20 protein-coding genes are annotated in these 25,129 nt (G+C 43.2%); 10 read left to right on the top strand and 10 right to left on the bottom strand.

The annotated features are described in order from the left end of the window. Positions 1 to 48: 48 nt before the first annotated feature. Positions 49 to 3,033, bottom strand: coding sequence for an LPS-assembly protein LptD (locus RTS10_RS00740; protein WP_312538738.1), 2,985 nt, complete (start codon positions 3,031 to 3,033; stop codon positions 49 to 51). Positions 3,034 to 3,198: 165 nt separating this feature from the next. On the opposite strand from RTS10_RS00740, the gene RTS10_RS00735 reads away from it, so the two are divergent. From RTS10_RS00735 to RTS10_RS00720, 4 genes are all read left to right on the top strand, one after another. Beyond that, entirely contained in the window at positions 3,199 to 4,311 is a 1,113-nt protein-coding gene (locus RTS10_RS00735) for an aminoglycoside phosphotransferase family protein (protein ID WP_312538736.1), read from the top strand. Positions 4,312 to 4,317: 6 nt separating this feature from the next. Beyond that, positions 4,318 to 5,016: an N-acetylmuramate alpha-1-phosphate uridylyltransferase MurU gene (murU, locus tag RTS10_RS00730; protein WP_312538735.1), complete on the top strand. Its 699-nt coding sequence runs from the start codon at positions 4,318 to 4,320 to the stop codon at positions 5,014 to 5,016. 190 nt (positions 5,017 to 5,206) lie between these two features. Further along, positions 5,207 to 7,204 carry a transketolase gene (gene tkt / locus RTS10_RS00725; RefSeq protein ID WP_060994992.1) on the top strand — a complete coding sequence of 666 codons (1,998 nt, stop codon included), beginning with the start codon at positions 5,207 to 5,209 and terminating at the stop codon, positions 7,202 to 7,204. An 8-nt stretch (positions 7,205 to 7,212) separates the two neighbouring features. Then, positions 7,213 to 7,950, top strand: a complete 738-nt coding sequence (locus RTS10_RS00720; RefSeq protein WP_083106203.1) for a phosphoribosyltransferase — start codon at positions 7,213 to 7,215, stop codon at positions 7,948 to 7,950. Between the two features lie 23 nt (positions 7,951 to 7,973). Here RTS10_RS00720 and RTS10_RS00715 read toward each other — a convergent pair whose 3' ends face one another. Both RTS10_RS00715 and RTS10_RS00710 read right to left on the bottom strand, forming a co-directional pair. Next, positions 7,974 to 8,759, bottom strand: coding sequence for a UDP-2,3-diacylglucosamine diphosphatase (locus tag RTS10_RS00715; protein ID WP_312538733.1), 786 nt, complete (start codon positions 8,757 to 8,759; stop codon positions 7,974 to 7,976). 9 nt (positions 8,760 to 8,768) lie between these two features. Further along, complete coding sequence (locus RTS10_RS00710) at positions 8,769 to 9,278, bottom strand: peptidylprolyl isomerase (protein WP_036593522.1); 510 nt, start codon at positions 9,276 to 9,278, stop codon at positions 8,769 to 8,771. A 212-nt stretch (positions 9,279 to 9,490) separates the two neighbouring features. On the opposite strand from RTS10_RS00710, the gene RTS10_RS00705 reads away from it, so the two are divergent. Both RTS10_RS00705 and RTS10_RS00700 read left to right on the top strand, forming a co-directional pair. Next, entirely contained in the window at positions 9,491 to 11,242 is a 1,752-nt protein-coding gene (locus RTS10_RS00705) for a glutamine--tRNA ligase/YqeY domain fusion protein (protein ID WP_312538732.1), read from the top strand. A gap of 355 nt (positions 11,243 to 11,597) precedes the next feature. After that, the gene (locus RTS10_RS00700) at positions 11,598 to 12,632 is read left to right on the top strand and encodes a D-alanyl-D-alanine carboxypeptidase family protein (protein WP_219331209.1); all 1,035 of its coding nucleotides are present in this window, start codon (positions 11,598 to 11,600) and stop codon (positions 12,630 to 12,632) included. A gap of 110 nt (positions 12,633 to 12,742) precedes the next feature. On the opposite strand, the gene RTS10_RS00695 is transcribed toward RTS10_RS00700, so the two are convergent. Then, a complete protein-coding gene (locus RTS10_RS00695) occupies positions 12,743 to 13,069 on the bottom strand; it encodes a TraR/DksA family transcriptional regulator (RefSeq protein WP_138019235.1) in 327 nt (108 codons plus the stop codon). A 296-nt stretch (positions 13,070 to 13,365) separates the two neighbouring features. Here RTS10_RS00695 and RTS10_RS00690 point away from each other — a divergent pair, with 296 nt between their 5' ends. From RTS10_RS00690 to ruvA, 4 genes are all read left to right on the top strand, one after another. Further along, positions 13,366 to 14,556 carry a phosphoglycerate kinase gene (locus RTS10_RS00690; protein WP_312538731.1) on the top strand — a complete coding sequence of 397 codons (1,191 nt, stop codon included), beginning with the start codon at positions 13,366 to 13,368 and terminating at the stop codon, positions 14,554 to 14,556. 175 nt (positions 14,557 to 14,731) lie between these two features. Continuing rightward, the gene (locus tag RTS10_RS00685) at positions 14,732 to 15,136 is read left to right on the top strand and encodes a hypothetical protein (RefSeq protein WP_007116727.1); all 405 of its coding nucleotides are present in this window, start codon (positions 14,732 to 14,734) and stop codon (positions 15,134 to 15,136) included. A gap of 211 nt (positions 15,137 to 15,347) precedes the next feature. Then, positions 15,348 to 16,385 carry a class II fructose-bisphosphate aldolase gene (gene fba / locus RTS10_RS00680; RefSeq protein ID WP_007116726.1) on the top strand — a complete coding sequence of 346 codons (1,038 nt, stop codon included), beginning with the start codon at positions 15,348 to 15,350 and terminating at the stop codon, positions 16,383 to 16,385. A gap of 124 nt (positions 16,386 to 16,509) precedes the next feature. Beyond that, on the top strand, positions 16,510 to 17,130 hold the full coding sequence (gene ruvA, locus RTS10_RS00675; protein ID WP_312114489.1) for a Holliday junction branch migration protein RuvA: 621 nt from the start codon (positions 16,510 to 16,512) through the stop codon (positions 17,128 to 17,130). A gap of 52 nt (positions 17,131 to 17,182) precedes the next feature. On the opposite strand, the gene accC is transcribed toward ruvA, so the two are convergent. From accC to RTS10_RS00645, 6 genes are all read right to left on the bottom strand, one after another. After that, positions 17,183 to 18,550, bottom strand: a complete 1,368-nt coding sequence (gene accC / locus RTS10_RS00670) for an acetyl-CoA carboxylase biotin carboxylase subunit (protein ID WP_312538730.1) — start codon at positions 18,548 to 18,550, stop codon at positions 17,183 to 17,185. Between the two features lie 56 nt (positions 18,551 to 18,606). Further along, complete coding sequence (gene accB, locus RTS10_RS00665) at positions 18,607 to 19,026, bottom strand: acetyl-CoA carboxylase biotin carboxyl carrier protein (RefSeq protein ID WP_065252617.1); 420 nt, start codon at positions 19,024 to 19,026, stop codon at positions 18,607 to 18,609. Positions 19,027 to 19,176: 150 nt separating this feature from the next. Next, the gene (aroQ, locus tag RTS10_RS00660; RefSeq protein WP_065252618.1) at positions 19,177 to 19,683 is read right to left on the bottom strand and encodes a type II 3-dehydroquinate dehydratase; all 507 of its coding nucleotides are present in this window, start codon (positions 19,681 to 19,683) and stop codon (positions 19,177 to 19,179) included. Between the two features lie 13 nt (positions 19,684 to 19,696). Further along, complete coding sequence (locus RTS10_RS00655; RefSeq protein WP_312538725.1) at positions 19,697 to 20,878, bottom strand: tRNA nucleotidyltransferase/poly(A) polymerase-related protein; 1,182 nt, start codon at positions 20,876 to 20,878, stop codon at positions 19,697 to 19,699. 83 nt (positions 20,879 to 20,961) lie between these two features. Further along, complete coding sequence (locus tag RTS10_RS00650) at positions 20,962 to 23,268, bottom strand: NADP-dependent malic enzyme (protein ID WP_312538724.1); 2,307 nt, start codon at positions 23,266 to 23,268, stop codon at positions 20,962 to 20,964. A gap of 141 nt (positions 23,269 to 23,409) precedes the next feature. After that, entirely contained in the window at positions 23,410 to 24,924 is a 1,515-nt protein-coding gene (locus RTS10_RS00645) for a protein adenylyltransferase SelO (RefSeq protein ID WP_312538722.1), read from the bottom strand. Between the last annotated feature and the right edge of the window lie 205 nt (positions 24,925 to 25,129).

Raw genomic sequence — 25,129 nt, 5'->3', positions numbered from 1 at the left:
AATCCTAAAAAACCTCAAGTTTTAGGCAGTTTTTTGCGTAAAAGGCGTTTAGTATTTAGGGTCATAACCCAATACCCGATTACGCATCAAGCTAGCCAGTCGACCATCACCTTTATTGGATAACCCATTTAAGCTAATTTCTGCCATGATGGCGTGGTCAGCACTGTCTTTATCACTTAATTCATCATAATAACGGCGAGCATAAATCGATAAGCCATAACAACAGCTATCATAAGTAAAGCCCGCCAACACATCACTAAAACGACTCTTCTCATTATCGTATTGGACAGCCCCTAAAAACTGCCAATTATCATTAATAGGTAAAACAGTAGAGCCTGTGAAAGCAGAGAGGGCTTTTTGTCCAAATCTACTCTCATTGCGTTTGATATACCCTAAGTTATAAAGGCTATTGTAAGTTGGCGCATAACGAAATTGGGTATTGATATAGTTTAAATCCGCGTTGTCATCAACCGAGCCATCTAAATCCACCCAAAAATCTTGACGCGGTTGGGTGCTTACCTCAAAGACGGTACCGGTATTGTCAATTTTTAACCCATCATCAGTATTGTCAAGATGTACCCGAATATCACTCAAATAAATTTGTTTACCCACGCTAGCATCCAAGCGAGTCAAACCATTGCGATCAATATAGCGATAATTTAATGAAGGGGTTAAATGGTTGTTGTCGGGCAGGCGATCATATCCCAAAAACCATGAATCTTCATACAATTGCGAAAAATTGAGCGATGCCAAACGGGTATTAAAGTTGGGTACATCAGTCTGGTCTTTATAAGGCGAGTACACATATTTTAGGCGCGGGCTTAATAACTGATAGCCGCCCAAGGAGTCATCAAATTTACCAAATGGGGTACCTGCTTTAAAGAAATTTAAGCCACTGTCAATACTAAACTGCGGTACAAAAATAGATTGGCTTTTGCTATTTTCATCCAGTCCATTGGCATCAGCTGATTCTTGGTCAAATTGGGTATAAAGGTGCTGTAAACTCACTGACGGGGTCACGTATCCCCAAGTTCGCGTCATTGGGTAGGCGGCAGTGAGTTTGTTATACAGTCTGCCACCGCTTTGCTCAGGTGCAGAGCCATCATCGATTGGGCGTTTAAAATAAGCAAAATCGCTGATACCCGTCAAATCAAATTGGGTTACCCAAGGCACACGATATTTGACCGATAACTGCGGCAGACGGTCATACGGTTTGTCTTTATCCAAGATTTTGTCTGAATTGGTTAAATTACGATCCAGGGTTTGAAAGGTCTCAATCTTGGCAAGGGCAGTCAAATAGTCATTGTAATAATTGGCTTGAATGCGGCGCGGTAAATTTAATTGAACGGTTTCGTCACCCAATGTCTCAAAATCGTTTAAGAATTTAGGATCTGAGACATACTGGTATAGCGCGTCAATGGATAGGTTAGGGATATCTTTTGACTGCCAATGATGATTATAATAAAAGCGCTTACGGTCTTCATCATTATATTGTTTGTCGTTTGGCAGATAAGAGCCTGTCAAGCTACCATAACCAAATTTTTCTGTCAGATAGCGGAACTCACCTGTCAACATCGGATTGCGATCAGTAAAAATGGTTGGCGTGACAGTGGCATCGTAATTTGGCGCTAGATTAAAGTAATAAGGTAACTGTACATTAAAACTCCCTTCCGTACTAAAGCCGCCGCGTGGTAACAAAAAACCACTGGTGCGGCGATCGTCAATCGGAAAGTTAAAATACGGCAGGTACAATACCGGGGTGTTTTTGACTTTTAACGTGGCATTATAGGCTTCACCGCGACCCGTGTCGGTATTGATATCGATGTTTTTGGCATTGATTTGCCAAGTCGGATTGTCAGGCGCACAGGTGGTAAACATGACATCGTCAATTTCAACGCGGCTTTCATCGACCTTATTAAGCCGTTTGGCATAACCATACGCTTGTAGTGGCACGCTGGCAAACGCCACATCTTTGGCGGTTGCTTTGCTGCTATCAGTTTGGTACGCCAGTTCATCGGCAACGGTAATCAGCCCCCCTTTTGGGCTATCTTTAAGGCTTACACGTGGGTTACCGTCTGTCGATTGGGCACTTTGCGCGGCATCGACCAACAAAACATTACCTTGAGCGGCCGCAATGCCATCTTGCACGTTAACGACCACTTTATCGGCAGAGATTTGCTGACGACCTTGATTGATTTGCACATCGCCTGACAATTCAGCGTAATTTTCATTGTCATAATACCCATAGTCAGCCGAGGCATAAATTGGGAAGCTGCTATTGGGTTGGTCGGTAGCAGCTGCCGCTAATGCCTGTTGTTGATAGATGGTCGAAGTGGGATATACCCAGTTGCCATGACACATGGCGTCTTTTCGGGTGACTGCTTTTGATTGCGTATTTGCTTGAGCACCTGACTGTTGACTATCAGGCGTGAGCGAGTTCAGTAAATTTGGATTAGCATTTGAATTAGCAACCGTGGCGCTAGTATCGTCCGTGGTTTGCGGGGTTTTGGGTTGATAAAAGGTTTTGAGCTTATCTAGACTGGCTTGCTGCTGTTGATTTGGGGTAAAGTTGAGTCGAGTACGCGCAGAGTTTGGTTTGATGTCAGGCGCGCTAATCGGTGTGATACCTTGATTGGTGGTTACATCGACAGTAGTAACGCTGTCTGCTGTGGTGGCGATACTACTATCGGTATCGGGCTTTGCAGCTGAGGTATCAAGGTTTTGTTTTTCAATACTTTGTGATTCAGTGCTTTGTGTCTCAATATTCTGTGACTCAATGTTTTGAGGTGCTGTGCTTTGTGCTGCCGCTGTATCAGTCGATTCCGTAACGGCGGTTGTCGGCAACACCGCAAGCGCTGAGGTTGAATACAAAGTAGTAAACATCGCACCAAGCGTCATCGCTAAAACGTTGGTATGTCGATAAATTTGGTGTAATGATTGATGCAGGCGTGTAGGCTGGGTTGGCAAAGACGAATGTGAAGTTAAACGATTAGAAGTTGACGAAATAGGCGACAATTTCACAGATTTTTTCATTAGACATTTACCAAAGACGCAATATAAAAACCTTCACATCATATCACTAGCTTCATCAATATACTATTGCAAAAGATGTTTAAAATTGCAAACATGATAGACGCCACTTGAGAGATACGCAGATTTTCGGTAGCATAACTTATTTTTATTGAGTAAGCCCATCTTATGAACCATCCTGCCGCACAACCTACTAATCAACACCCTTTCGATAGCCCAGCTTTGCCATCAAATACCGAGCCATGTGAACAACAGTCACGTCAACAACAGCTGCACATTTGGTTGACCCAAGTTTTTCCAAATCAGTCATTGCAGCATGAAAAAATACCTGGTGATGCCAGCTTTCGCAGCTATCATCGCTTAACCGTCGACAATCAACATTATATCGTGATGGATGCGCCGCCAGCAAAAGAATCGGTGAAAGAATTTATCGCCGTGGACAATTTAATGGCAGGTCATGTGCATGTGCCAAAAATGATTGCCACGGATGAACAGCAAGGTTTTATCGTTCTTGAGGATTTGGGAAATACGGATTTTGCCGATGTCATTGCCAAGGATTTAACGGATGCAGGCGAGCTGGCAAAAACTGCGCGCTATTATCAGCAGGCAATGCAGGAAATTTTGGCGATTCAAAAAATTGATATCAATGATGCCAAAGCCGTTATCCCAAGTTACGATGATGCCTTGCTGTGCCGAGAAATGGGGTTGTTTAGCGAGTGGTTCTTACCTTATATCGGCGTGACGATGAACCCAGAGTTAGAGATGCTGTGGCAAGATTTGCAGTCTGATATTATCCAGCAAGTCATCGCGCAGCCTCAAGTGGTGGTGCACCGTGATTTTCACAGCCGTAATTTGATGGTATTAAATCATAGCGATGAGTTGGGCGTGATTGATTTTCAAGATGCTGTCATCGGTGCCTATACCTATGATTTGGCGTCTTTATTGCGAGATGCCTATATCAATTATGATGAAACATGGGTCAACACGCATCTGGCTTATTATCACCAATTGGCGCAAATTGATAAAAGCTTGGCAGAGTTTACCGTGGATTTTAATATCATGAGTATGCAGCGTCATCTTAAGGTATTGGGAATTTTTGTACGTTTGTTCGAGCGAGATGGCAAAGACCGTTATTTGACAAATTTGCCTAAAGTTTTCAATGATTTATTAACTTGTCTAAAAGCTATCACCCAATGCGATGAGCATCATACTTTTGATAAATTTGCTGATTGGATGACCGCCGTCGTTGAACCTGCTTTTCATCAAAAAATCCAAGGATAAAACCCCATGTCAACCACCATCACCCAAGCCATGATTTTATCCGCGGGTAAAGGCACTCGGCTGCGCCCTTTAACCTTGACCACGCCAAAACCACTTGTCGAAGTCGGCGGGCAACCGCTTATCGTGTGGCATATCAAAGCACTCAAACAAGCGGGTATCACCGATATCACCATCAATGTATCATGGCTTGCGGACAAACTGCTAAATGCAATCGGGGATGGCAGTCAATACGGTGTCACCATTCATTGGTCGATTGAGCCAGAAGAACCGCTTGAGACAGCAGGCGGTATCAAGCTGGCTTTGGCTACTGGTAAATTAAAAGACCAGCCATTTATTTTAGTCAATGGGGATGTGTGGACGCCTTTTGATTTTGCTCAACTAAGCCAGCTTCAGTTAAACGATTCCCAGGTTTATTTGCTACTCACCGACCAAGCGACGCATAACCCAACTGGCGATTTTGCCTTAGAAAATGGCAAGGTCAAGGCAGATGGTACGCCAAAATATACCTTTGCAGGGATTAGTGTGATGTCACCAAGATTATTGGATACGGTCAAGGTAGGTGAAACTGCGCCCCTTGCGCCACTACTTAAACAAGCCATGCAAGCGGGTTTGGTCATGGGGGATTTGCTGAGCGAGACGTGGGTCGATGTGGGCACGCTTGAGCGTTTAGAAAATTTGAACCAAAAATTGTCGGCTAACAAGTGATTTGGCAGAAAATTGCATCTTTTGCCATTTTGCTTTTATTTGAAAGCCGAGCAAACTAAACGGTTAAAGCTAAAAAAATGACCCAAAACTGTGATAAAATTTGTCACAGTTTTATTTTTAGCATGTTACATACGACAAAATTTAATTCTGTAATTAATTCTGTAACTAATTCTGTAATATAGGAAAGCCAATGACAACCCCAATTTCTGAACGTCGTCTTGCCAACGCCATCCGTACCCTAGCTTTTGAAGCGGTGCAAAAAGCCAATTCTGGACATCCAGGCGCGCCGATGGGCATGGCAGATATCGCTGAAGTGTTATGGCGTAAGTTTTTAAAGCACAATCCAACCGACCCAAATTGGCTAAATCGCGACCGTTTTGTGCTTTCAAATGGTCATGGCTCAATGCTGCAGTACGCTTTGCTGCACTTGACAGGGTATGACGTTAGCATTGAGGATATCAAAAATTTCCGCCAATTGCACTCTAAAACCCCCGGTCACCCTGAATATGGCTATACCGCAGGTGTGGAAACTACCACAGGTCCGTTGGGTCAAGGGATTGCCAACGCCGTAGGTTTTGCGATTGCAGAAAAAACCCTAGCCGCGCAATTTAACCGAGATGGTCACCAAGTCATCGACCACCAAACCTATTGCTTTTTAGGTGATGGTTGTTTGATGGAAGGTATTTCGCACGAAGTTTGCTCATTAGCCGGTACGCTGCAGCTGGGCAAATTGGTTGTGTATTATGATGACAATGGTATTTCGATTGATGGTGACGTTGAAGGCTGGTTCTCAGATGACACCCAAAAACGTTTTGAAGCTTATGGCTGGCAAGTGCAAAAAGTTGACGGTCACGATACCGATGCCATCACCCAAGCGACCCAAAATGCTATAGCTGAAAAAAATAAACCCTCACTCATCATCTGTAAAACCGTGATTGGCGCAGGTTCACCCAACAAGCAAGGCTTGGAGGCCTCACATGGCGCACCCCTTGGCGCGGATGAAATCTTGCTTACCCGTCAAGCACTCAAGTGGGATCACGAAGCCTTTGAACTTCCAGACGATATTTATGAAGGGTGGGACTGTACAGTTAAAGGTCAAGCACTACAACAATCATGGGAAAGTGAATTTGATGCTTATAAAGACGCTTACCCAGAGCTTGCCAGTGAATTGCTTCGCCGTGTGAATGGTGACTTGCCAGCAAATTTTGAGACACAAGCCCAGGAATTTATCAAGGCGTGTCAAAATAACCCAGAAAACATTGCAACGCGTAAAGCCAGCCAAAATTCAATCAATGCCTTACAGCCATTATTGCCAGAGCTGCTGGGCGGTTCTGCTGATTTGGCAGGGTCAAATCTGACTTGGTTTAAAAATGCCAAGGCGCTCGAAGATGATGCGGCAGGTAACTACATTCACTACGGTGTGCGTGAATTTGGTATGACGGCGATTGCCAATGGTATAGCCTTATATGGCGGGTTTATTCCGTATGTGGCAACGTTCTTGATGTTTATGGAATATGCGCGCAATGCGGTGCGTATGTCAGCCTTAATGAAACAACGTGTTATTAACGTCTATACTCACGACTCAATCGGTCTGGGTGAAGATGGACCTACTCACCAACCTGTAGAGCAGTTGTCAAGTCTGCGTGCCACCCCAAACCTGCATACTTGGCGCCCGTGTGATACGGTCGAGTCAGCCGTGGCATGGGTAGAAGCCTTGAAGGCAAAATCAACCCCATCCGCGCTGATTTTTAGCCGTCAAAATCTACCGCACCAAGCGCGAGATATCGAGCAAGTAGCCAATATTGCCAAAGGTGGCTATGTACTAGCCAAAGAACAAGGCGAGCTACGTGCCGTCATCATCGCCACAGGTTCAGAGATTGAGCTTGCAATGAATGCTTATACTGAGTTGACTGCCGAAGGTTTGGGCGTGCGTGTTGTATCAATGCCGTGTGCTGAAGTGTTTGCCAAACAAGAAATCAACTACCGTGACAGCGTGTTACCACCCCAAGTGCGTGCGCGTGTGGCGGTTGAAGCCAGCCATATCGATTATTGGTACAAGTTTGTAGGGCTTGATGGTAAAGTCGTGGGTATGACCACCTTTGGTGAGTCTGCCCCTGCCAAAGACTTGTTCCCATACTTTAACATCACCACTGATGCGGTGATTCGAGCTGTAAAAGCGGTTGTTTAAGCAATATCATGGATAGTATATATGCTAAAAGAACAACTTGGGTGGATTTTCCACCCATTTTGGTGTTATATGCTTTAAATACATTGAAAAACCTCGATGAAGATCTGTATATACAAGCCAAATCGGGTAATGAATTATCCGCTATTAAACTTTTAACTCAATTGATGACACAAAAGGATATAGCAAGTATCAAGCATTGCTTACAAGGAAAATCTCCTATTATCGCTCCTGTATTAGCGATAGAATTTTTGGGAAATAATAGACTTCCAATGGTATTTGGTCAAATTCTTGCCAATGAGTTAAATCTGCCCATCACCTTTGATATCGTACAAGCTGTAAAAGCGAACCATACTAAGGCTAGTGCTTATGAGCGAATCGTCAGACAAGCTATTTTTACTGGCGAAGTTGAACGTGGTCGAGAATACTTAATCGTTGATGATACAGTGGCGATGGGTGGGACATTAGCAGGACTTAAAGGCTATATAGAAACAATGGGCGGTAAGGTAATTCAAGCAGTTGTATTAACTGGCTATCAATTACCTTTTTTTGATATTGTTCCAACCCAAAAAATGATACAATTAATTCAGCTTAAACATCCTGATTTAGCTCAATGGTGGCAAAATGAATTTCACTTTCCTCTCGAATACCTCACAAGCGGTGAACTCGGGCATTTCAAAAAACCAAAATCACTTGACGAAATCAGAAATAGACTCATTGAAGCAGGACTTCAAAAGAGCCTCTATTAATAGTCAAAAAATTTTAAAGATGACTAAAGTGGTAATAAGATAATCGAGGTTTCATCAATAAGACAAATTTCAGCAAGTACCTGATTATCTCTAATCCGCCAATCGCCGAGCACCAACCGTTTCTTATCGCCAATTTGATGAATAGCAGGGCGGTGAGTATGCCCATGCATCAGTATATCGGCTTTTTGCAAGGCTTGTTTGACGGCGTGTTCATTGACATCCATGATTTGCAGGGATTTTTTGGCATTATCAGTTTTGCTTTTTTGGCGTAAATCTTGCGCGATTTGTTGGCGTTTTTTGATGGGTAGCGCGAGCAAAATTTTTTTACTGATAGGATGTTGGATGATTTTGCGAAAGCGTTGGTAACCTTTATCATCGCTGCACAGCGCATCGCCATGTTCTAGGCGAACTTTTTTGCCATTTAATGTCAAATAAAACGGCTCAAAAATCAATTGCCCGCCAAACTTGTTGCAAAATTGCTGCCCAAGCAGAAAATCCCGATTACCATGCATGACAAAAATCTGGCAGTTTTTATCGGATAATGTTTTGAGCTTTGCTATAATCGGTTGAAGCGCATCTATTAGGGTATCTGTATCGGCAACATCATCCCCTAGCCAAGCTTCAAACCAATCACCGAGAATAAAAAACTGTTTTAGGTTGGGCAATAAAGCCAGTTTATCTAAAAAATCTAAAAAAGCCTGCCCTAAAGGATTAGTGGCAGGCTCATTCATGCTCAAATGTAAGTCACTGATAATAACCTGCGTAATGGCGGAGGGATTATCGGTGACCAAATCTGCAAAACTTTGCATACAAAAAAATTATTTCTCAATTACTTTTGCATGGGTAATCACCACAGGCGTGGTTGGCACATCAGCGTGGAAACCGTATTTACCAGTTGGTACACCTTTGATTTTATTGACAATGTCCATGCCTTCAGTCACTTTACCAAACACGGCATAACCCCAGCCTTGTGGGTTTTTGCCAGAAAAGTTTAGGAAACTATTGTCTTTTACATTGATAAAAAATTGCGCAGTCGCTGAATGTGGGTCAGAAGTACGAGCCATCGCAATCGTGCCGACTTCATTTTTTAAACCATTATCCGCTTCGTTTTGGATTGGGGCATTGGTAGATTTTTCTTTCATGTTGGCGTCCATACCACCACCTTGAATCATAAAACCGTCAATGACGCGGTGAAAAATCGTGCCATCATAATGACCTGATTTGACGTATTCTAAGAAGTTTGCCACGGTGTTGGGGGCTTTTTCTTGATTGAGTTCGATAACGATGTTACCCATGGTGGTTTCTAATTCTACGTATGGCATATCCATTGTGTGCTCCTAATGGTTTTTATGGTTAAAAAAACGTATCTTGCAATTGTTGTGGCTATCCTAGCGATTTTCAATCAAAAAGTCAGTATTTAGTTTGCAAAGTTGGCAAAATTAAATGTTTCAATTAAATTCATTTAAGTTTTTTCAATGTCAAAAAACTGCTAGAATGGCAGATTAGTTCACCATTTTTGTAATAGGTAAGGGGCAACCAAATGACGGCGACGACCGACAAAAATACAAAAACCGACGATACAGCAACCAATAGTGAAAAAAATGACTTTATCCGTGCGATCGTACGCGATGACCTTGCTTCGCAAAAATATAGCCAGATTGTGACCCGTTTTCCACCTGAGCCCAATGGCTACTTACATTTGGGTCATGTCAAATCTATTTGTCTCAACTTTGGGCTTGCCAAGGAGTTTGCAGGGCTGTGTAACCTACGGTTTGATGACACCAATCCTGATGCTGAAGATCAGGAGTTTGTCGATAATATCAAAGATGATGTCAAATGGCTCGGTTTTGATTGGGCAGGCGAAGCGCGCTATGCGTCCAGTTATTTTGCTCAGTTATATGATTGGGCGGTGAAATTAATCAAACAAGGCGATGCCTATGTTGATTTGCAAAGTCCTGAGGATATTCGTGAAAACCGCGGCAATTTTGGTCAAGCAGGTAAAAATTCACCTTACCGTGATGCCAGTGTTGAAGAGAATTTGCAACGCTTTGACGATATGAAATCAGGCAAATATGGCAATGGTGAAGCGGTGCTTCGTGCCAAAATCGACATGGCAAGCCCCAATATGAATATGCGCGATCCGATTTTGTACCGTGTCATGCACCAAGCGCATCACCAAACAGGCGATGATTGGTGTATTTATCCCATGTACGATTATGCTCACCCGTTGTCAGATGCAATCGAAGGTATTACGCATTCGATTTGTACCCTAGAATTTGAAGACCACCGTCCGTTTTATGATTGGGTGGTAGATAAAGTGGGCTTTGACAAAGAACCACACCAATATGAATTTGCACGCCTAAACGTAAACCACATTTTGACCAGTAAACGCAAACTCAAAAAACTGGTTGAAGATGACTTGGTGAGCGGTTGGGACGATCCGCGTATGCCGACGATTGCCGGTATGCGCCGCCGTGGTTATACCCCTGAAGGCTTGCGGGATTTTTGTGACCGTGTAGGCGTCAGCAAGTCAGACGGTGTGGTCGATTTTGGCTTACTCGAGTTTAGTATCCGTAACTCATTAGAGCATGTGAATCGTTCCATGGCGGTGCTAAGCCCACTAAAAGTGACCATTACCAATTTTGATGAAGCGGTTGCCAATGTTGAAGCACTTAAAAAAGACAGTGTAAAAACTAAACTCGACAATGGGGTTTTATGGTTGACCCAGCCTAAAAATAGCCATGATGACAGCCAAGGTATGCGTGACATTCCTTTTACCAAAGAAATTTATATTGATAAAGGGGATTTTGAAATCACGCCGCCTGAAGGCTATAAACGTTTGTCACCGCAAAACCCAGAAATTCGCTTACGCAATAGCTATGTGTTAAAGATTGAGGATCACATCACCGATGACAAAGGTGAAGTAGTGGGGTTAACAGCGACTATTGACCCAAAAACGTTGGGCAACAATCCAGAAGGTCGTAAGGTTAAAGGTGTGATACATTGGGTGTCGGCAAGCTTGGGCAAACCTGCCAAAGTCCGTCTGTATGAGCAGCTGTTTAACCAAGAAGACCCCGCCAAAATTGACATCAATAATTTAGCCGCAGAGATTAATCCCAATTCACTACGTGAAGTAGATGCCATTGTCGAGCCTTCTTTATCACAAGTCAATGCAGGCGAGCGTTTTCAATTTGAACGCGAAGGGTTTTTTGTGGCAGATAGTAAAGATTATTCACCAGAGCATTTGGTGTTTAACCGTATTGTGACCTTAAAAGACAGTTTCAAACCATAAATCATCGTTAAATTATAAATTAGCTGGCATAGTAATATGTCAGCTTTTTTATTAAAAGATATCTTAACCTATTGTTACTTATGGTTTTATTATTGTATTAGCTAAACGCTTTTTTTACTTTTTTACATGCGTAACATTTGTACTGTGCTAAACTACTCATCGTAAATTTAAATCAGTCTTGCGTAATCAATCCGTTATTCTTGTTAGATTTTGTAACTTTTAACAGCTTGATTTTAATGGCTATTAGGCTTAAGGTATCGTTGTTCATCTGTTTTTCGTAAATATATTGGTAGTTTTGGTAACTGTATGCTTTATCCAACAGCAAGTTAACCATGATTTGATTGAGAGTGTTGAAATGAAAACATTGTTAAAGAAAACGTTGTTAGGTGCTGTCATTGCACTGGTTGGCGTACAAAGTAATGCTGAATTAAATATGCAGACAGGTAGCCAAGCTAAAGTTAGTTGGGGTGGGCAGGGTAGTTTAGACAAAGCCCGTGCCATCATGTATAACAGCACGCCACAGACGACAAGTTTTAATAGCGGTAATTATAATAGCTATAACAATGCATACAGTGAGGATGATAGCTACAATCCTGCTTGGTCCCAAGATAGCACGCGGGCTTCGGGCAGCTATTTCGCCAATTCCAAAGGTGCTTTGGTAGTGGATGCGTTAACGGGCAATACCATTTATGAAAAAAATGCTGATATCGCCCGTCCGATTGCGTCAATTAGTAAATTGATGACGGCTGTGGTGGTAGCGGAATCAGGCGCTAACATGAGCGAAACATTGACGATTAGTTCATTAGATTTTAAAACCCCAAAGCAATCGGGTAGTGACCGTCTAAAAGTTGGCGATCAGCTTAATCGTGCTGAAATGCTACTGATGATGATGATGAAATCAGAAAATCCCGCGGCTAAAGCATTAGCACGTACTGACCCTATGGGCTATGACAATTTCATCAGCCGTATGAACCAAAAAGCGCGTGAATTGGGGATGACGCAAACCCATTTTTATGACCCATCAGGTCTAGACTCTCGTAATGTGGCATCACCGCGTGATTTGGCAATTCTTGCCCGTTATGCACAAAAGATGAACTTAGTCACCCAGTTTAGTACTACGCCTAGCCGTCAGTTCGGTGTATATAATATCAATTCGGGGTTTCGAACCGTAGCCGCTCGCAGTACCAATTACATGGTGCGTGATGGGTTATATAATATTGGTTTGTCAAAAACAGGGTATATTCGTGAAGCAGGCAACTGTGTTTTATTTGAAACCAATGTCGGTAATCGTCCAGCCATTGTCGTATTACTCGGTGCAAGTGATTCAAAAACCCGCTGGAACGATGCAGAAAACATAATTGCTAACTTAAGCATGCGCCGATTCACCTAAACAAGTCGCAATTTACTGACTGATTTTTTGATAAAAGAGCAAGGATAACTATCCTTGCTTTTTTATGGGTGAAAAAATACCAAAATCAGCTATTTGGCGTATTTGACAAGCTATTTAGCGTGTTTCATACAAGTGGTGGCAAAGGGTACCGCTTCTAAGCGCGCGGGCTCGATTTCTTCACCGCTCACGGTGCAAATACCGTAAGTACCATTTTCGATACGAAGTAAGGCATTATTCACCAATTCAAGGTTTTGCTTGGCTTCGACTAGCAAGTTTTTACGTACATCGTTTTGCTCATTAATCACCGCTTGGTCGTCCCAATCTTGGGTCATATCCGTATCAGGATTTTGCATATCATGTTGGATTTTATGCACGCGAGTTTGGTATTCTTGCTTTAAATCAAGTAATCGTTGTTTTGCTTTGTCAAGATCAACCATAAAGCCTCCAATTTTAGAATAAAATATTGAACGCAGGGCTGCATTCATGTTGTTGTTATTATAAGCTTATCATCAACACCCTTCTTAATAAAGTAGTAATATAGTAGTAATACCGTGTTATCGCCGTGCCCAGCATTAGTTGATAGCATCAATGTTAGTTGATAGCATCAATAATGTTAAAAATACTCAAAATATGCTAATCTACGCGTATTTTTTATTGAATTTTTGTTGTCATGTGACGACGTTTTATCAACCCCTACGGGTCACCATCCTATTGTTAACTTAGAGGTTAATCCATGCAATTTGCTCGTTTAAACGATATTGATGTTTCTGGCAAAACAGTTTTAATTCGCGAAGATTTAAATGTACCGTTAAAAGATGGCAAAATTGCCAATGATGCCCGCTTAAAAGCAAGCTTGCCCACTATTCAGTTGGCTTTAGATAAAGGCGCAGCGGCTATCGTGTGTTCGCATCTAGGTCGCCCAGATCCCTCAAACCCTGAAGCCAAATATTCATTGCAGCCAGTCGCAGATTATTTGGGCGATGCCCTTGGCAAGCCTGTCAAATTAGTAACTGATTATGTCCAAAATAATGTGACAGTAGCCCCAGGTGAAGTTGTGCTACTGGAAAATGTACGTTTTAATGCGGGTGAAAAGAAAAACGATGCGGCTTTATCTGAACGCTATGCCGCTTTATGTGATGTATTTGTGATGGATGCTTTCGGTACGGCTCACCGGGCTGAAGCGTCAACAGAAGGCGTTATCGCCAAAGCAAAAACTGCTTGTGCAGGTCCGTTATTAGCGGCAGAACTTGATGCATTAGCCAAAGCTTTGGATAACCCAGCCAAGCCAATGCTTGCGATTGTTGGTGGCTCGAAAGTTTCTACCAAATTGGATGTGCTTAAATCATTGGCAAAAATCTGTGACCAAATCATTGTGGGTGGTGGTATTGCCAATACATTCTTGGCAGCCAAAGGTGCCAATGTCGGTGCATCGCTATATGAAGCGGACATGGTAGAAACGGCGAAAAGCATTATGCAAGAAACCCATGTATTGCTACCTGACGAAGTGGTCGTCGCCAAAAAATCACAGATTGATTTTGATGATTTTTTGGGCTCGCTAGAATCTGCCGATGCCGTAACCAAATCGGTCGATACCATTGCAGATGATGAAATGATTCTAGACATTAGTGCAAACAGTGCGGCGAAACTTGCCGATGCGATTAAAAATGCCAAAACCATCTTATGGAATGGACCTGTCGGCGTATTTGAAGTCGATAAATTTGGGGAAGGTACCAAAATCGTTAGTGAAGCAGTCGCAGCAAGTGCAGGCTTTAGCATTGCAGGTGGTGGTGATACGCTCGCTGCGATTGACAAATACAAGGTCGCCGATAAAGTAAGCTACACATCAACAGGGGGCGGGGCGTTCTTAGAATTTGTGGAAGGTAAATCGCTACCTGCCGTGCACGCACTGAGCCAACGTGCCTAAATGCTAATAATCATTATCATTAATTCAGCGATTTAAATTTATCATCGCTGAATTAATGTAATGTTAAGTTAATATTTGTATGGTAAACATTGTAGTTAATTGCACCAAAAATATATTGTCGATAAGATATTATGCAAGTATGTATACCCATATGTCTGGCGTTTAAGGAATGAATATGTTAAAACGTAATTTAGTATTGGCAACTTTATTAGCCACTTTATCAATTACTGCGTGTAGTAAAAAAACGGAAGAAGCCGCAGCTAACGGTCAGCCTGAAGCTGCAGCGAGCGCAGCGGGTCAAGACATTAAAGACGCGACTGCAAGTGCCGCCAGTGCAACAGCAAATGCAGGTGACGCAGTTGCCAGTGCTGCTACCACGGGTGCCGCGGTTGCCCAAGGCGCAGCAATCAACGCGACTGAAGCTGTTGCCAATGGTGCCGCCCAAGCTACCGAAAACGTAGCCTCTGCTGTAGCGACTGGTGCAGCCAATGTAGCACAAGGTGCAGAAGCGGTTAAAAACGATGCAGCAAATAGCAACACTGATATCCAAACCACGGTACCAGAAAAACAAAAATATTAATTTTAGCATTTACTCTAAAAGAGCCCCAAAATTATTTTGGGGCTTTTTGATTGGGTTAGGCATGTTGTCATGATATCTATCATCGCAAAGTTATTTTTTTTGAATTCAAATTGTAGTGCACTTCTGTTATACTCAAGCCTTGTCCAACACGGCAAAACCCAGTTTTTCTAAAATTTTCAATTGATTATTAACTTTACTAAGAGAAAGTAATATGGCTTTGATTTCTTTGCGTCAGCTTTTAGACCATGCAGCAGAAAACAACTATGGTGTTCCTGCATTTAACGTCAATAACTTAGAGCAAATGCGTGCCATTATGATGGCAGCTGATGAAACCAACTCACCTGTGATTGTGCAAGCCTCGGCAGGCGCACGCAAATACGCGGGTGCTCCATTTTTACGCCATCTTATTTTGTCTGCTATTGAGGAATGGCCACATATTCCCGTGGTTATGCACCAAGACCATGGTACTAGCCCAGAGGTTTGCCAGCGTTCAATCCAATTGGGTTTTTCATCGGTGATGATGGATGGCTCGTTAAAGAGTGATGGTAAAACCCCTGCAGACTATGATTATAATGTGGCAGTGACGCGTGAAGTAGTAAAACTCTCTCACGCTTGTGGCGTATCAGTAGAAGGTGAAATTGGTGTTTTAGGTAGCCTTGAAACGGGTATGGCTGGTGAAGAAGATGGCGTAGGGGCGGAAGGTAAACTTGATCATTCACAGCTATTAACCAGCGCCGATGAAGCTGAGCAATTTGTTAACGATACCCATGTTGATGCCCTAGCCATTGCAGTCGGCACTAGCCACGGGGCTTATAAATTTACCCGGCCACCTACCGATGATATCTTATCGATTGCCCGTATCAAAGAAATTCATGCCCGTATTCCTAATACTCACCTTGTGATGCACGGCTCTTCAAGTGTGCCACAAGAATGGCTCAAAGTGATTAATGAAAATGGCGGCAATATCGGTGAGACTTATGGTGTGCCAGTTGAGCAAATCGTAGAAGCCATCAAACATGGTGTACGTAAAGTCAATATCGACACCGATTTACGTTTGGCATCAACCGGTGCGATTCGCAAATTCCTCGCTGAAAACCCAGCAGAATTTGACCCACGTAAATATTTTGCCAAAACCATCGATGCCATGAAAGCGGTTTGTATCGATCGCTATACTGCATTTGGTACGGCGGGTAATGCGGATAAAATCCGCCCAATTAGTCTAGAAAAAATGGTTAGTTTCTATAACTAAACACTAGAGCTAAGTTTTAGCAAATGACTAATAAGCATGGCATTCAAGAGAGCATGACATTTAAGTGGGTTGACTGAGGTTGCCCACTTTTTTATTGGATTAAATTATTTGTAGTGAGTCATCAATGATAGGATTAATTCAAGGGCAAGTGCATCATCTAATGGCACCTACGGTAGTGCTGATGACCACAGCGGGCGTTGGGTATGAAATTGAGATGCCGCTCAATGCATTTTGCCAAATACAATTAAATCAGTCCGTCACTTTGTGGACACATTTTTTGGTGCGCGAGGATGCTCAGTTGTTATTTGGGTTTTTAAGCCATAGCGATCGGGAAGTGTTTAGACTGTTGCTTAAAGTCAATGGGGTGGGGGCAAAGATGGCCTTGGCGATGATGTCAACTGTAACGGTGCAGGAATTGCACCAGTTTGTGATGAACAATGATGAGCTGGCATTGACGCGTATCCCAGGGGTTGGCAAAAAAACCGCCCAGCGATTGATTGTTGAATTAAAAGACAAAATCAAACACTTAGGTGATACATCAGGTTTTGCCCCTTCATTGCCACTAGCGACCGATAGCGGTAATGAAGGCATTATTATTGCCGAAGTCGAAGCGGGGTTGATTGCATTAGGTTATCGCGATAAAGAAGCCCAAGCTGCGATAAAACTGGCAAAATCTGCCATTGATTCACCGTTAACCATCCAAAATCTGCTGAAAGCGTCTCTTAAAAATTTGGCGATGAATTAAAATTGCATAAAAAAAAGAGGCTCAAATGACCCTTTTTTTTTAACCGTTAACTTTATTCTTTTTCTGTTTTTGATGTCTCTGGCTGGGATAATAAGTTTTTTTCGAGATAATGAATGTTTTGCGCTTGTGTACAAAATGCCTTGTCTTGCAAAATCACATCGCGATGCAATGGCACATTGGTTTTGATGCCGGTGATAATCAGCTCGTCAAGGGCATGGCGAAGCTTGGCAATCGCTTGTTCACGAGTTTGACCATGACAGATTAATTTGCCAATCAATGAGTCGTAAAAGGTAGGGATGGCATAGTTGGGATAAAGGTGCGAGTCAAAACGTACACCGCTACCATTTGGCATAAAGAAGTGGGTCACCGTGCCGGGTGACGGCATGAAAGTCACAGGGTCTTCGGCATTGATACGGCACTCGATGGCATGACCGCGAATTTCGATTTCGTTTTGACGATACGATAACCCATAGCCAGATGCGATTTTGAGTTGTTCAACCACTACATCAATGCCGGTAATCATCTCAGTGACAGGGTGCTCAACCTGTACGCGGGTATTCATCTCAATAAAGAAAAATTGCTCATCTTCATATAAAAATTCAAACGTCCCTGCACCGCGATAGTTAATTTGCTCACAAGCACGGACGCAAGCTTGCAAAATGGGTTCTTTAATGTCATCAGGAATCTCTGGGGCAGGGGCTTCTTCAAGCACTTTTTGGTGACGACGTTGTAGCGAGCAATCACGATCAAATAAATGAATGGCATTGCCTTCGCCGTCACCTAAAACTTGCACTTCGACATGGCGTGGGTTTTTTAAAAAGCGCTCCATATAAACGCTATCATCGCCAAACCACAATTCGGCTTCTTGTTTGGCGGCTTGCACTTGAGATAGTAACTGCTCAAGGCGTTCAACCACGCGCATACCACGACCACCACCACCAGCTGCCGCTTTGATCAACAGAGGAAAACCAATGGCTCTAGCTTGTTCTTCAGCATTAGCCAGGGTGACGCTACCCACTGAGCCAGGGACGGTAGGCACACCGGCTTTTTTCATGGCGTTGATAGCGGATATCTTGTTACCCATTAAACGAATGTGCTCAGGCGCAGGACCTACGAAGGTCAGCCCTGCCTCTTCCACACGTTCGGCAAATTCGGCATTTTCAGATAAAAATCCATAACCTGGGTGAATGGCATCAGCGCCAGAAATTTCTGCGGCTGTTAAGATAGTATCGATATTGAGATAGCTTTGACTGGCATTTGGCTTGCCAATACAGATGGATTCGTCAACGAATCGAAGGTGCATCAAGTTGTCATCTGCAGTTGAGTAGACACCCACCGTTTGAATGCCAAGCTGCTTACAAGCGCGAACAATGCGAAGCGCAATTTCACCACGATTGGCGATCAGTAATTTTTTTATCATTGCTATCCCTAATTTTTATCGATAATCAAACTTCAAATATAAAAAAAAGTTAAAAATTAAGACTCGTAACGGACAATCGGTTGACCAAATTGCACCACATCGCCGTTTTGTACCAAGATTTCTGCAATGATACCGCTTTGGGTGGCTTCAAGCGGGTTCATGATTTTCATGGCTTCAATAATGCCTAAACTATCGCCTGCTTGTACTTGTTGACCGACCTTGATAAATGGGGCGTCATTAGGACTCGGTGCAACATAATAAACTCCAACCATCGGTGATGTTTCTACCATGCCAGATTTTACAGGGGCAGCATTAGCGGTTGTCGTGGGGGCTGTATTTGCTGTGACGGGTTGAATATTCGCTTGCGGTAAATGGCGTGAAATAGAGACCTTTTTATCACCATCTTGTACGGTTAATTCTGCTAACGTTCGCTCTTCCATTAAGTCAATAAGTTGCTTGATTTTACTTATATCCATATCCTAACTACCTTAAAATTATACGCTTCATAGACAACTAATTCATAGATTGCCGTATTGTAACAAGATTTTTCTAAAATAAATAGATATAGCAGGGTATATTTGTGTACGTTTGTACACTTAAAATTTGCTGCCATGTTGCTATTGATTTTAGGCTAAATTGTGTTGCCACTGATATTTTTGAACCAGATAATTAAACGCTGCGGTATAACCAAAAGCGCCCATGCCACAGATGACGGCTTCAGCTTTGTCGCTAAAATAAGAATGCTGCCGAAATGGCTCACGCGTGTGAATATTGGAAAGATGTACTTCTATAAAAGGTTTATTTACGGCGAGTAAGGCATCGCGAATTGCTACCGATGTGTGAGTAAAGGCAGCGGGATTGATGATAATCGCGTCAATCTGCTCGTCAGGATTTGTGGTCAATAAACCGTGATGATGGATTTTATCAATGAGGGCAGATTCTTGATTTGTTTGAAAACAGGTGAGTTTAACTTGATGATTGCTGGCTAATTGTCTTATATCATCTTCAATGTGTTGTAGGGTTTGAAATCCGTAGATTTCTGGTTCTCGCTTGCCAAGCAAATTGAGATTGGGACCATTTAATACTAACACATGGGTTAGTTGGGTCTTTGCTATTGCTGTCGTTGTCATCATGATGATGCTTCCTTTATCGTGGGTGATTTAAAATTTCCTCAAGTTTTTGCAACCTTAACCTATCAATGGCTTCACCGATCTGTTTGCCCGTCAGCTCGCTTGCCACATCTTTGGCAGAAATTTGCGTTAATTGTGTTTTGATGGTGGCTAACAGCGCGGTTTGTTTGGCCAGTTGATAAAGATGAACGATTCGTAAGGCTTGCTCTAAAAGTGAGGTATCTTTAAGGCTATTAGTTAATCTTAACAGTTCAAATAATGGGTGTGCATTTAAGTGATCGAAATTTTTTAATTTATCAAAATGCTCAACAATAAATAACCCCAAGCGCTCAGCATTTTTTGGTACCTTTAAACCTTGGCAAAATTCTAAATACTCAGTGGTTTGGCTGTTGTGTTGCTGATCAGACTTAAAGCAGGTTGCCACCAAAGCAAACTTCATGACGTTGTCCGCTTGTTGCGCTCCCGCCATTCGCAGGCTAGATAGCATCAATTGCCATTGGCTAGGATTATCATTCGATGCTTGATACAGTTTTGGCATAATGACATCAAGGACATTGAGCTGATAAAGCGTCTCAAAATAAATATCTGACCAAGCCTGCGTTAACGCTTTTGACGTCTCTGACCATACCCGCTCAGCGACAAGATGATTGAGCTCACCTGCGGCTTTTATTTGGCTGGTAAGTTTAGCGGTTGATTCATCGACCGTAAATCCGAGCGGGGCATAACGACTGGCAAAACGGGCAAGGCGTAATACGCGTACCGGATCTTCTGCAAAAGCGGCGGACACATGACGTAATTTTTTTTGGTTAATATCTGCTAAGCCACCATACGGGTCGATGATATCGCGCGCATCAAATTTGCCCCGTTTAAAACCACTGTCAAACAAGCCGTTGACTTGTATGGCCATGGCATTGATGGTGAGATCGCGCCTGACTAAATCCTCTTCTAAGGTGACAGCAGCGTCAGCGTGTACGTGAAAACCAAGATAGCCGTTACCGCTTTTACGTTCTGTGCGAGCCAGTGCATATTCGTCATGGGTGTTTGGATGTAAAAAAACCGGAAAATCGGCACCTACTTGCGAAAATCCCAGTTCCAGCATCTGCTCAGGCGTTGCGCCGACTACCACATAATCTTGTTCAGTGACCTCTCGCGCTAATACATAATCGCGTACCGCACCACCGACCAAATAAACTTGCATGACCACCCCGATGTTTTAACTAAATTAAACCCATAAAAAAACCAGTTTAGAACACTAAACTGGTTTTATCAATCAACACAAAATTATTTTGCCAATTCTTGCGCTTGCGTCACTGCTACAGCAGTCATGTTGACGATACGACGTGCTGTCGCAGAAGATGTCAAGATATGCACAGGTCGTTGCGCTCCCAATAACAATGGACCGACAGTAACACTATTGGTCGCCGTTTTTAGCAAGTTAAATGCGATGTTAGCCGCATCTAAGTCTGGCATGATGAGTAGGTTGGCTGAACCCGTAAGCTTACTAAATGGGAATGAGGCATGGCGGATACGGTCATCAAGCGCGGTATCACCATGCATTTCGCCATCAAACTCAAAATCAACATTCATATCAGTCAGTAAATCATAGACTTGACGCATTTTTTTGGCGCTTTCAAAGTCAGATGAACCAAAGTTTGAATGTGATAACAATGCCACACGCGGTTCAAGACCAAAGCGGCGGACTTCTTGCGCTGCTAATACTGTCATTTCCGCTAGTTGTTCAGCTGTTGGATCTTCATGCACATAAGTGTCAGCGATGAACAAGTTACGACCTTGAATCAATAAGGCATTTAACGCATAAAAATCTTTAGCATCCGCTTGTTTTTTGATCACGTTTTGCACGTAGTTTAAGTGCAAGTGATATGAACCAAACGTACCACAAATCATACCGTCAGCATCGCCACGTTCAACCATTAGCGCGCCAATCAAAGAAGTTTTACGGCGAACATCACGACGTGCCAACTCAACCGTCACACCATTGCGTTTGTTCATCTCATAATAAAACTGCCAGTAGTCTTTGTAACGTGGGTCGCTTTCGATGTTGACTAGGTCATAATTTTCACCCGCCACCATGCGTAACCCCAACCGTTGGATTTGGTTGGCAATAATGGTGGGACGACCGACCAAGATAGGTTTTGCCAAGCCTTCATCCACCACCACTTGCACTGCCCGTAATACGTTTTCATCCTCACCTTCACAATAAACGATACGTTTTGGTTCTTGTTTGGCACGGGTGAAAATAGGTTTCATCAAGAATGCAGAGTTATAAACGAACTCTGAGAGTTTATCGCGATAAGCACGCATGTTTTCGATGGGTAACGTGGCAACGCCAGAATCCATCGCAGCTTTGGCAACCGCTGGTGCAATCTCCAAAATCAAATTTGGCTCTAACGGCCCCGGGATTAAGTATTCACGACCAAAACGTTTGGTTTCATCCACCGTTTTTTGACCTTTTTGTGGGGTGGCTTCCACATGTGCCATGGCAGCAATGGCTCGCACGCAGGCAATTTTCATTTCTTCGTTGACGGTCGTGGCACCGACGTCAAGCGCGCCACGGAAGATATACGGGAAACACAGTGCGTTGTTTACTTGGTTTGGATAGTCAGAGCGACCTGTGGCAATAATCGCATCGGGACGCACCGCTTTAGCGTCTTCAGGTAGAATTTCTGGGTTTGGATTGGCTAGGGCGAAGATAATGGGATCTTGCGCCATGCGTTTTACCATATCTTGGGTCAGCATACCAGCGGCAGATAGACCTAAGAACATATCCGCGCCTTCAATCACATCTGATAAGGTTTTGGCTTCGGTATCGCGGGCATAACGCTGTTTTGACTCATCGAGGTTTGCGCGGTTGCTGGTGATGATGCCTTTTGAATCGCCTACAAAGATGTGTTCTTTTTTTGCACCCAACGCACAAATCAAATCTAAACAAGAAATCGCTGCGGCACCTGCACCAGAGACCACAATTTTAATATCTTCGATTTTTTTGCCGGTAATTTGTAGCGCGTTTAATAACGCCGCAGACGCAATAATCGCGGTGCCATGTTGGTCATCATGGAACACAGGGATATTCATGCGTTTACGCAGTTCTTTTTCGATATAAAAACACTCAGGTGCTTTGATATCTTCAAGATTGATACCGCCAAAGGTAGGCTCTAAAGAGGCAATCGCTTCGATGAATTTATCCGGATCGTTTTGTGCCACTTCAATATCAAACACATCAATGCCGGCAAATTTTTTGAACAGTACGCCTTTACCTTCCATCACAGGTTTTGATGCCAAAGGACCGATATTACCCAGTCCTAGAACAGCGGTACCATTGGTCACCACGCCGACTAAGTTGTTACGAGCGGTATAAAGCGCGGCTTTTTTGGGGTCTTTTTCAATTTCTAGACAAGGTATGGCAACGCCAGGCGAATAGGCAAGTGCCAAATCCCGTTGGTTGGCAAGTGCCTTGATGGGGGTAACAGAAATTTTACCTGGGCGTGGATTGGCATGGTAATGCAAGGCGGCTTGTTCAAATAATTCTTTGTCTGATAAGCCATTGTTGGTCGGCGATAATTTATCCATAATATCCTTCGTTGCGACAGTCGTTTTCGAATCGTAGTGTTCGCTATTCTAGCACTATTGACAGATTGATGACTAGTTGAGTACCGGCAAAAAATAAAACTAGTTAGGTAAAAAATCGCGCTAACGACCTTGCCTCTCACCTCAAGATGAGCAGCTGACGCATATTTCAGGCGCATCTGCCAACGGTGGCTCGGTGTCACTTGGCTTAGCTAATGCACTAACTTGGTAAGGATTAGCCAATAGCTGATACAGTCTATTTACCTCGCTCATGTCATTTTGTTCAGCCAATTCAATGGCTTGCTGTGCCATGCTGTTTCTTAGGACATACACGGGATTGTGGCTCATTACCAACGGCAAAGAATCCTGCTGTAATTTGGTATGGTAGGTAGCAATCCAATCCGCTAAGGTGGCATTGGGTTGACCGTTACCGCTGCTAATTGAAATTTTCAACTGATTAAGTAAATTAAATTCATGTAATAGGTTTAATTTATCATTAGGTTTGGCGTCAGCAACGATTGCTACTAGCGCTCGCAAGCTATTGGTAAAGTCGAGTTTGTTTTGCTGCATGATCTCCAAGTACTGCAAAGCAAAGTCACAGTTTTCTTCACTGATGGCTAAGCCAAATTTTTGGCAGAGACCTTGCTGATAATACTGATAAAAAATCTCACCAAAACTGTCTAAAATGTCGGTCAAATGCTCGCGCGACAAGGTTTCTGGCGGATGATTGGCGGTCAGTTTTTCGCCATTAAGGCGTAAAAATAAGGTAATCAGACGTGACAAATTCCAAAGTCCAATGGAAGGCTGGTTTTGATAAACATAACGCCCGTTGTAATCAGAATGGTTATTGATCCAAATCGGATTAAAGCGCTCCATAAAGCCATAAGGACCAAAATCGATGGTCGCACCTGTGATAGATAAATTGTCGGTATTCATCACCCCATGGGCAAAGCCAATCAGTTGCCAATCCGCCAGGGTTTTGGCAGTTTTATCAACGACCTGTCTCAAAAAATCTTGAATGGGCGTGTCACTGTCAAAACACGGGTTAAAATAGGTTTTGATGACATAACGGGTAAAATACAGCAATAAATCAGGCGCATAATTTGCCACCCATTCAAAATGCCCGAAGCGAATGTGACAATCTGCGGTACGTAGTAGCGCCGCGCCGCGTTCGCGTGTCTCACGGTTGACAGGGGTATCTGAAACCACAAAGCCCAGTGCGTTGCTAGACCGAATGCCCAAGCAATTAAGCGCATGACCCGCCAAATACTCTCGCACTACGCTTCGAATCACCGCACGACCATCCCCCATTCGCGAGTAAGGGGTTAATCCTGCCCCTTTCAGATGTAAATCGGTCAATTGTCCGTCTTTATCGATTACCTGCGCGAGTAATAGACCACGACCATCGCCCAGTTGCCCTGCCCATTGCCCAAATTGGTGTCCAGCATACGCCATGGCTAATGGTTCAAAGCCGTCGGGAACGATGTCACCGCCCAAGATTTCGACCCAATGCTGTGTTAAAAACTCATCATCTGCCCAACCAATTTGGTGGGCGACTTGCGGATTATAATGCCCTGCTTGCGGGTTGGTGAGCGGTTTAGGGGGTTGTTTATGATAAAGCCTTGGATCGAGCGAGGCATACGAGTTTTCGATTTTCATAATTTTTCCATTTTTATAGGCATGACTAATCTGGCGGTTAAATGCCCCCTGTATAGGGCGTTTTAAGTTATTAATTGCGCTATAATAGCGCGTTAACAGCCGGCTGAAAATTTGATTAAGCTTGCTGATGTTTTTTAAAATTTATATTGCTTACTATACCTTTATCCGACGATAGCGTCTGTGCAATAACTGTGCATGAGTCAAT

This window comes from Moraxella sp. CTOTU47616, from assembly GCF_032017465.1.
Lineage (GTDB): Bacteria > Pseudomonadota > Gammaproteobacteria > Pseudomonadales > Moraxellaceae > Faucicola > Faucicola tetraodonis.
The sequence above is the reverse complement of the archived record's forward strand: the minus strand, read 5'-3'. Positions and strand labels throughout refer to the sequence as shown.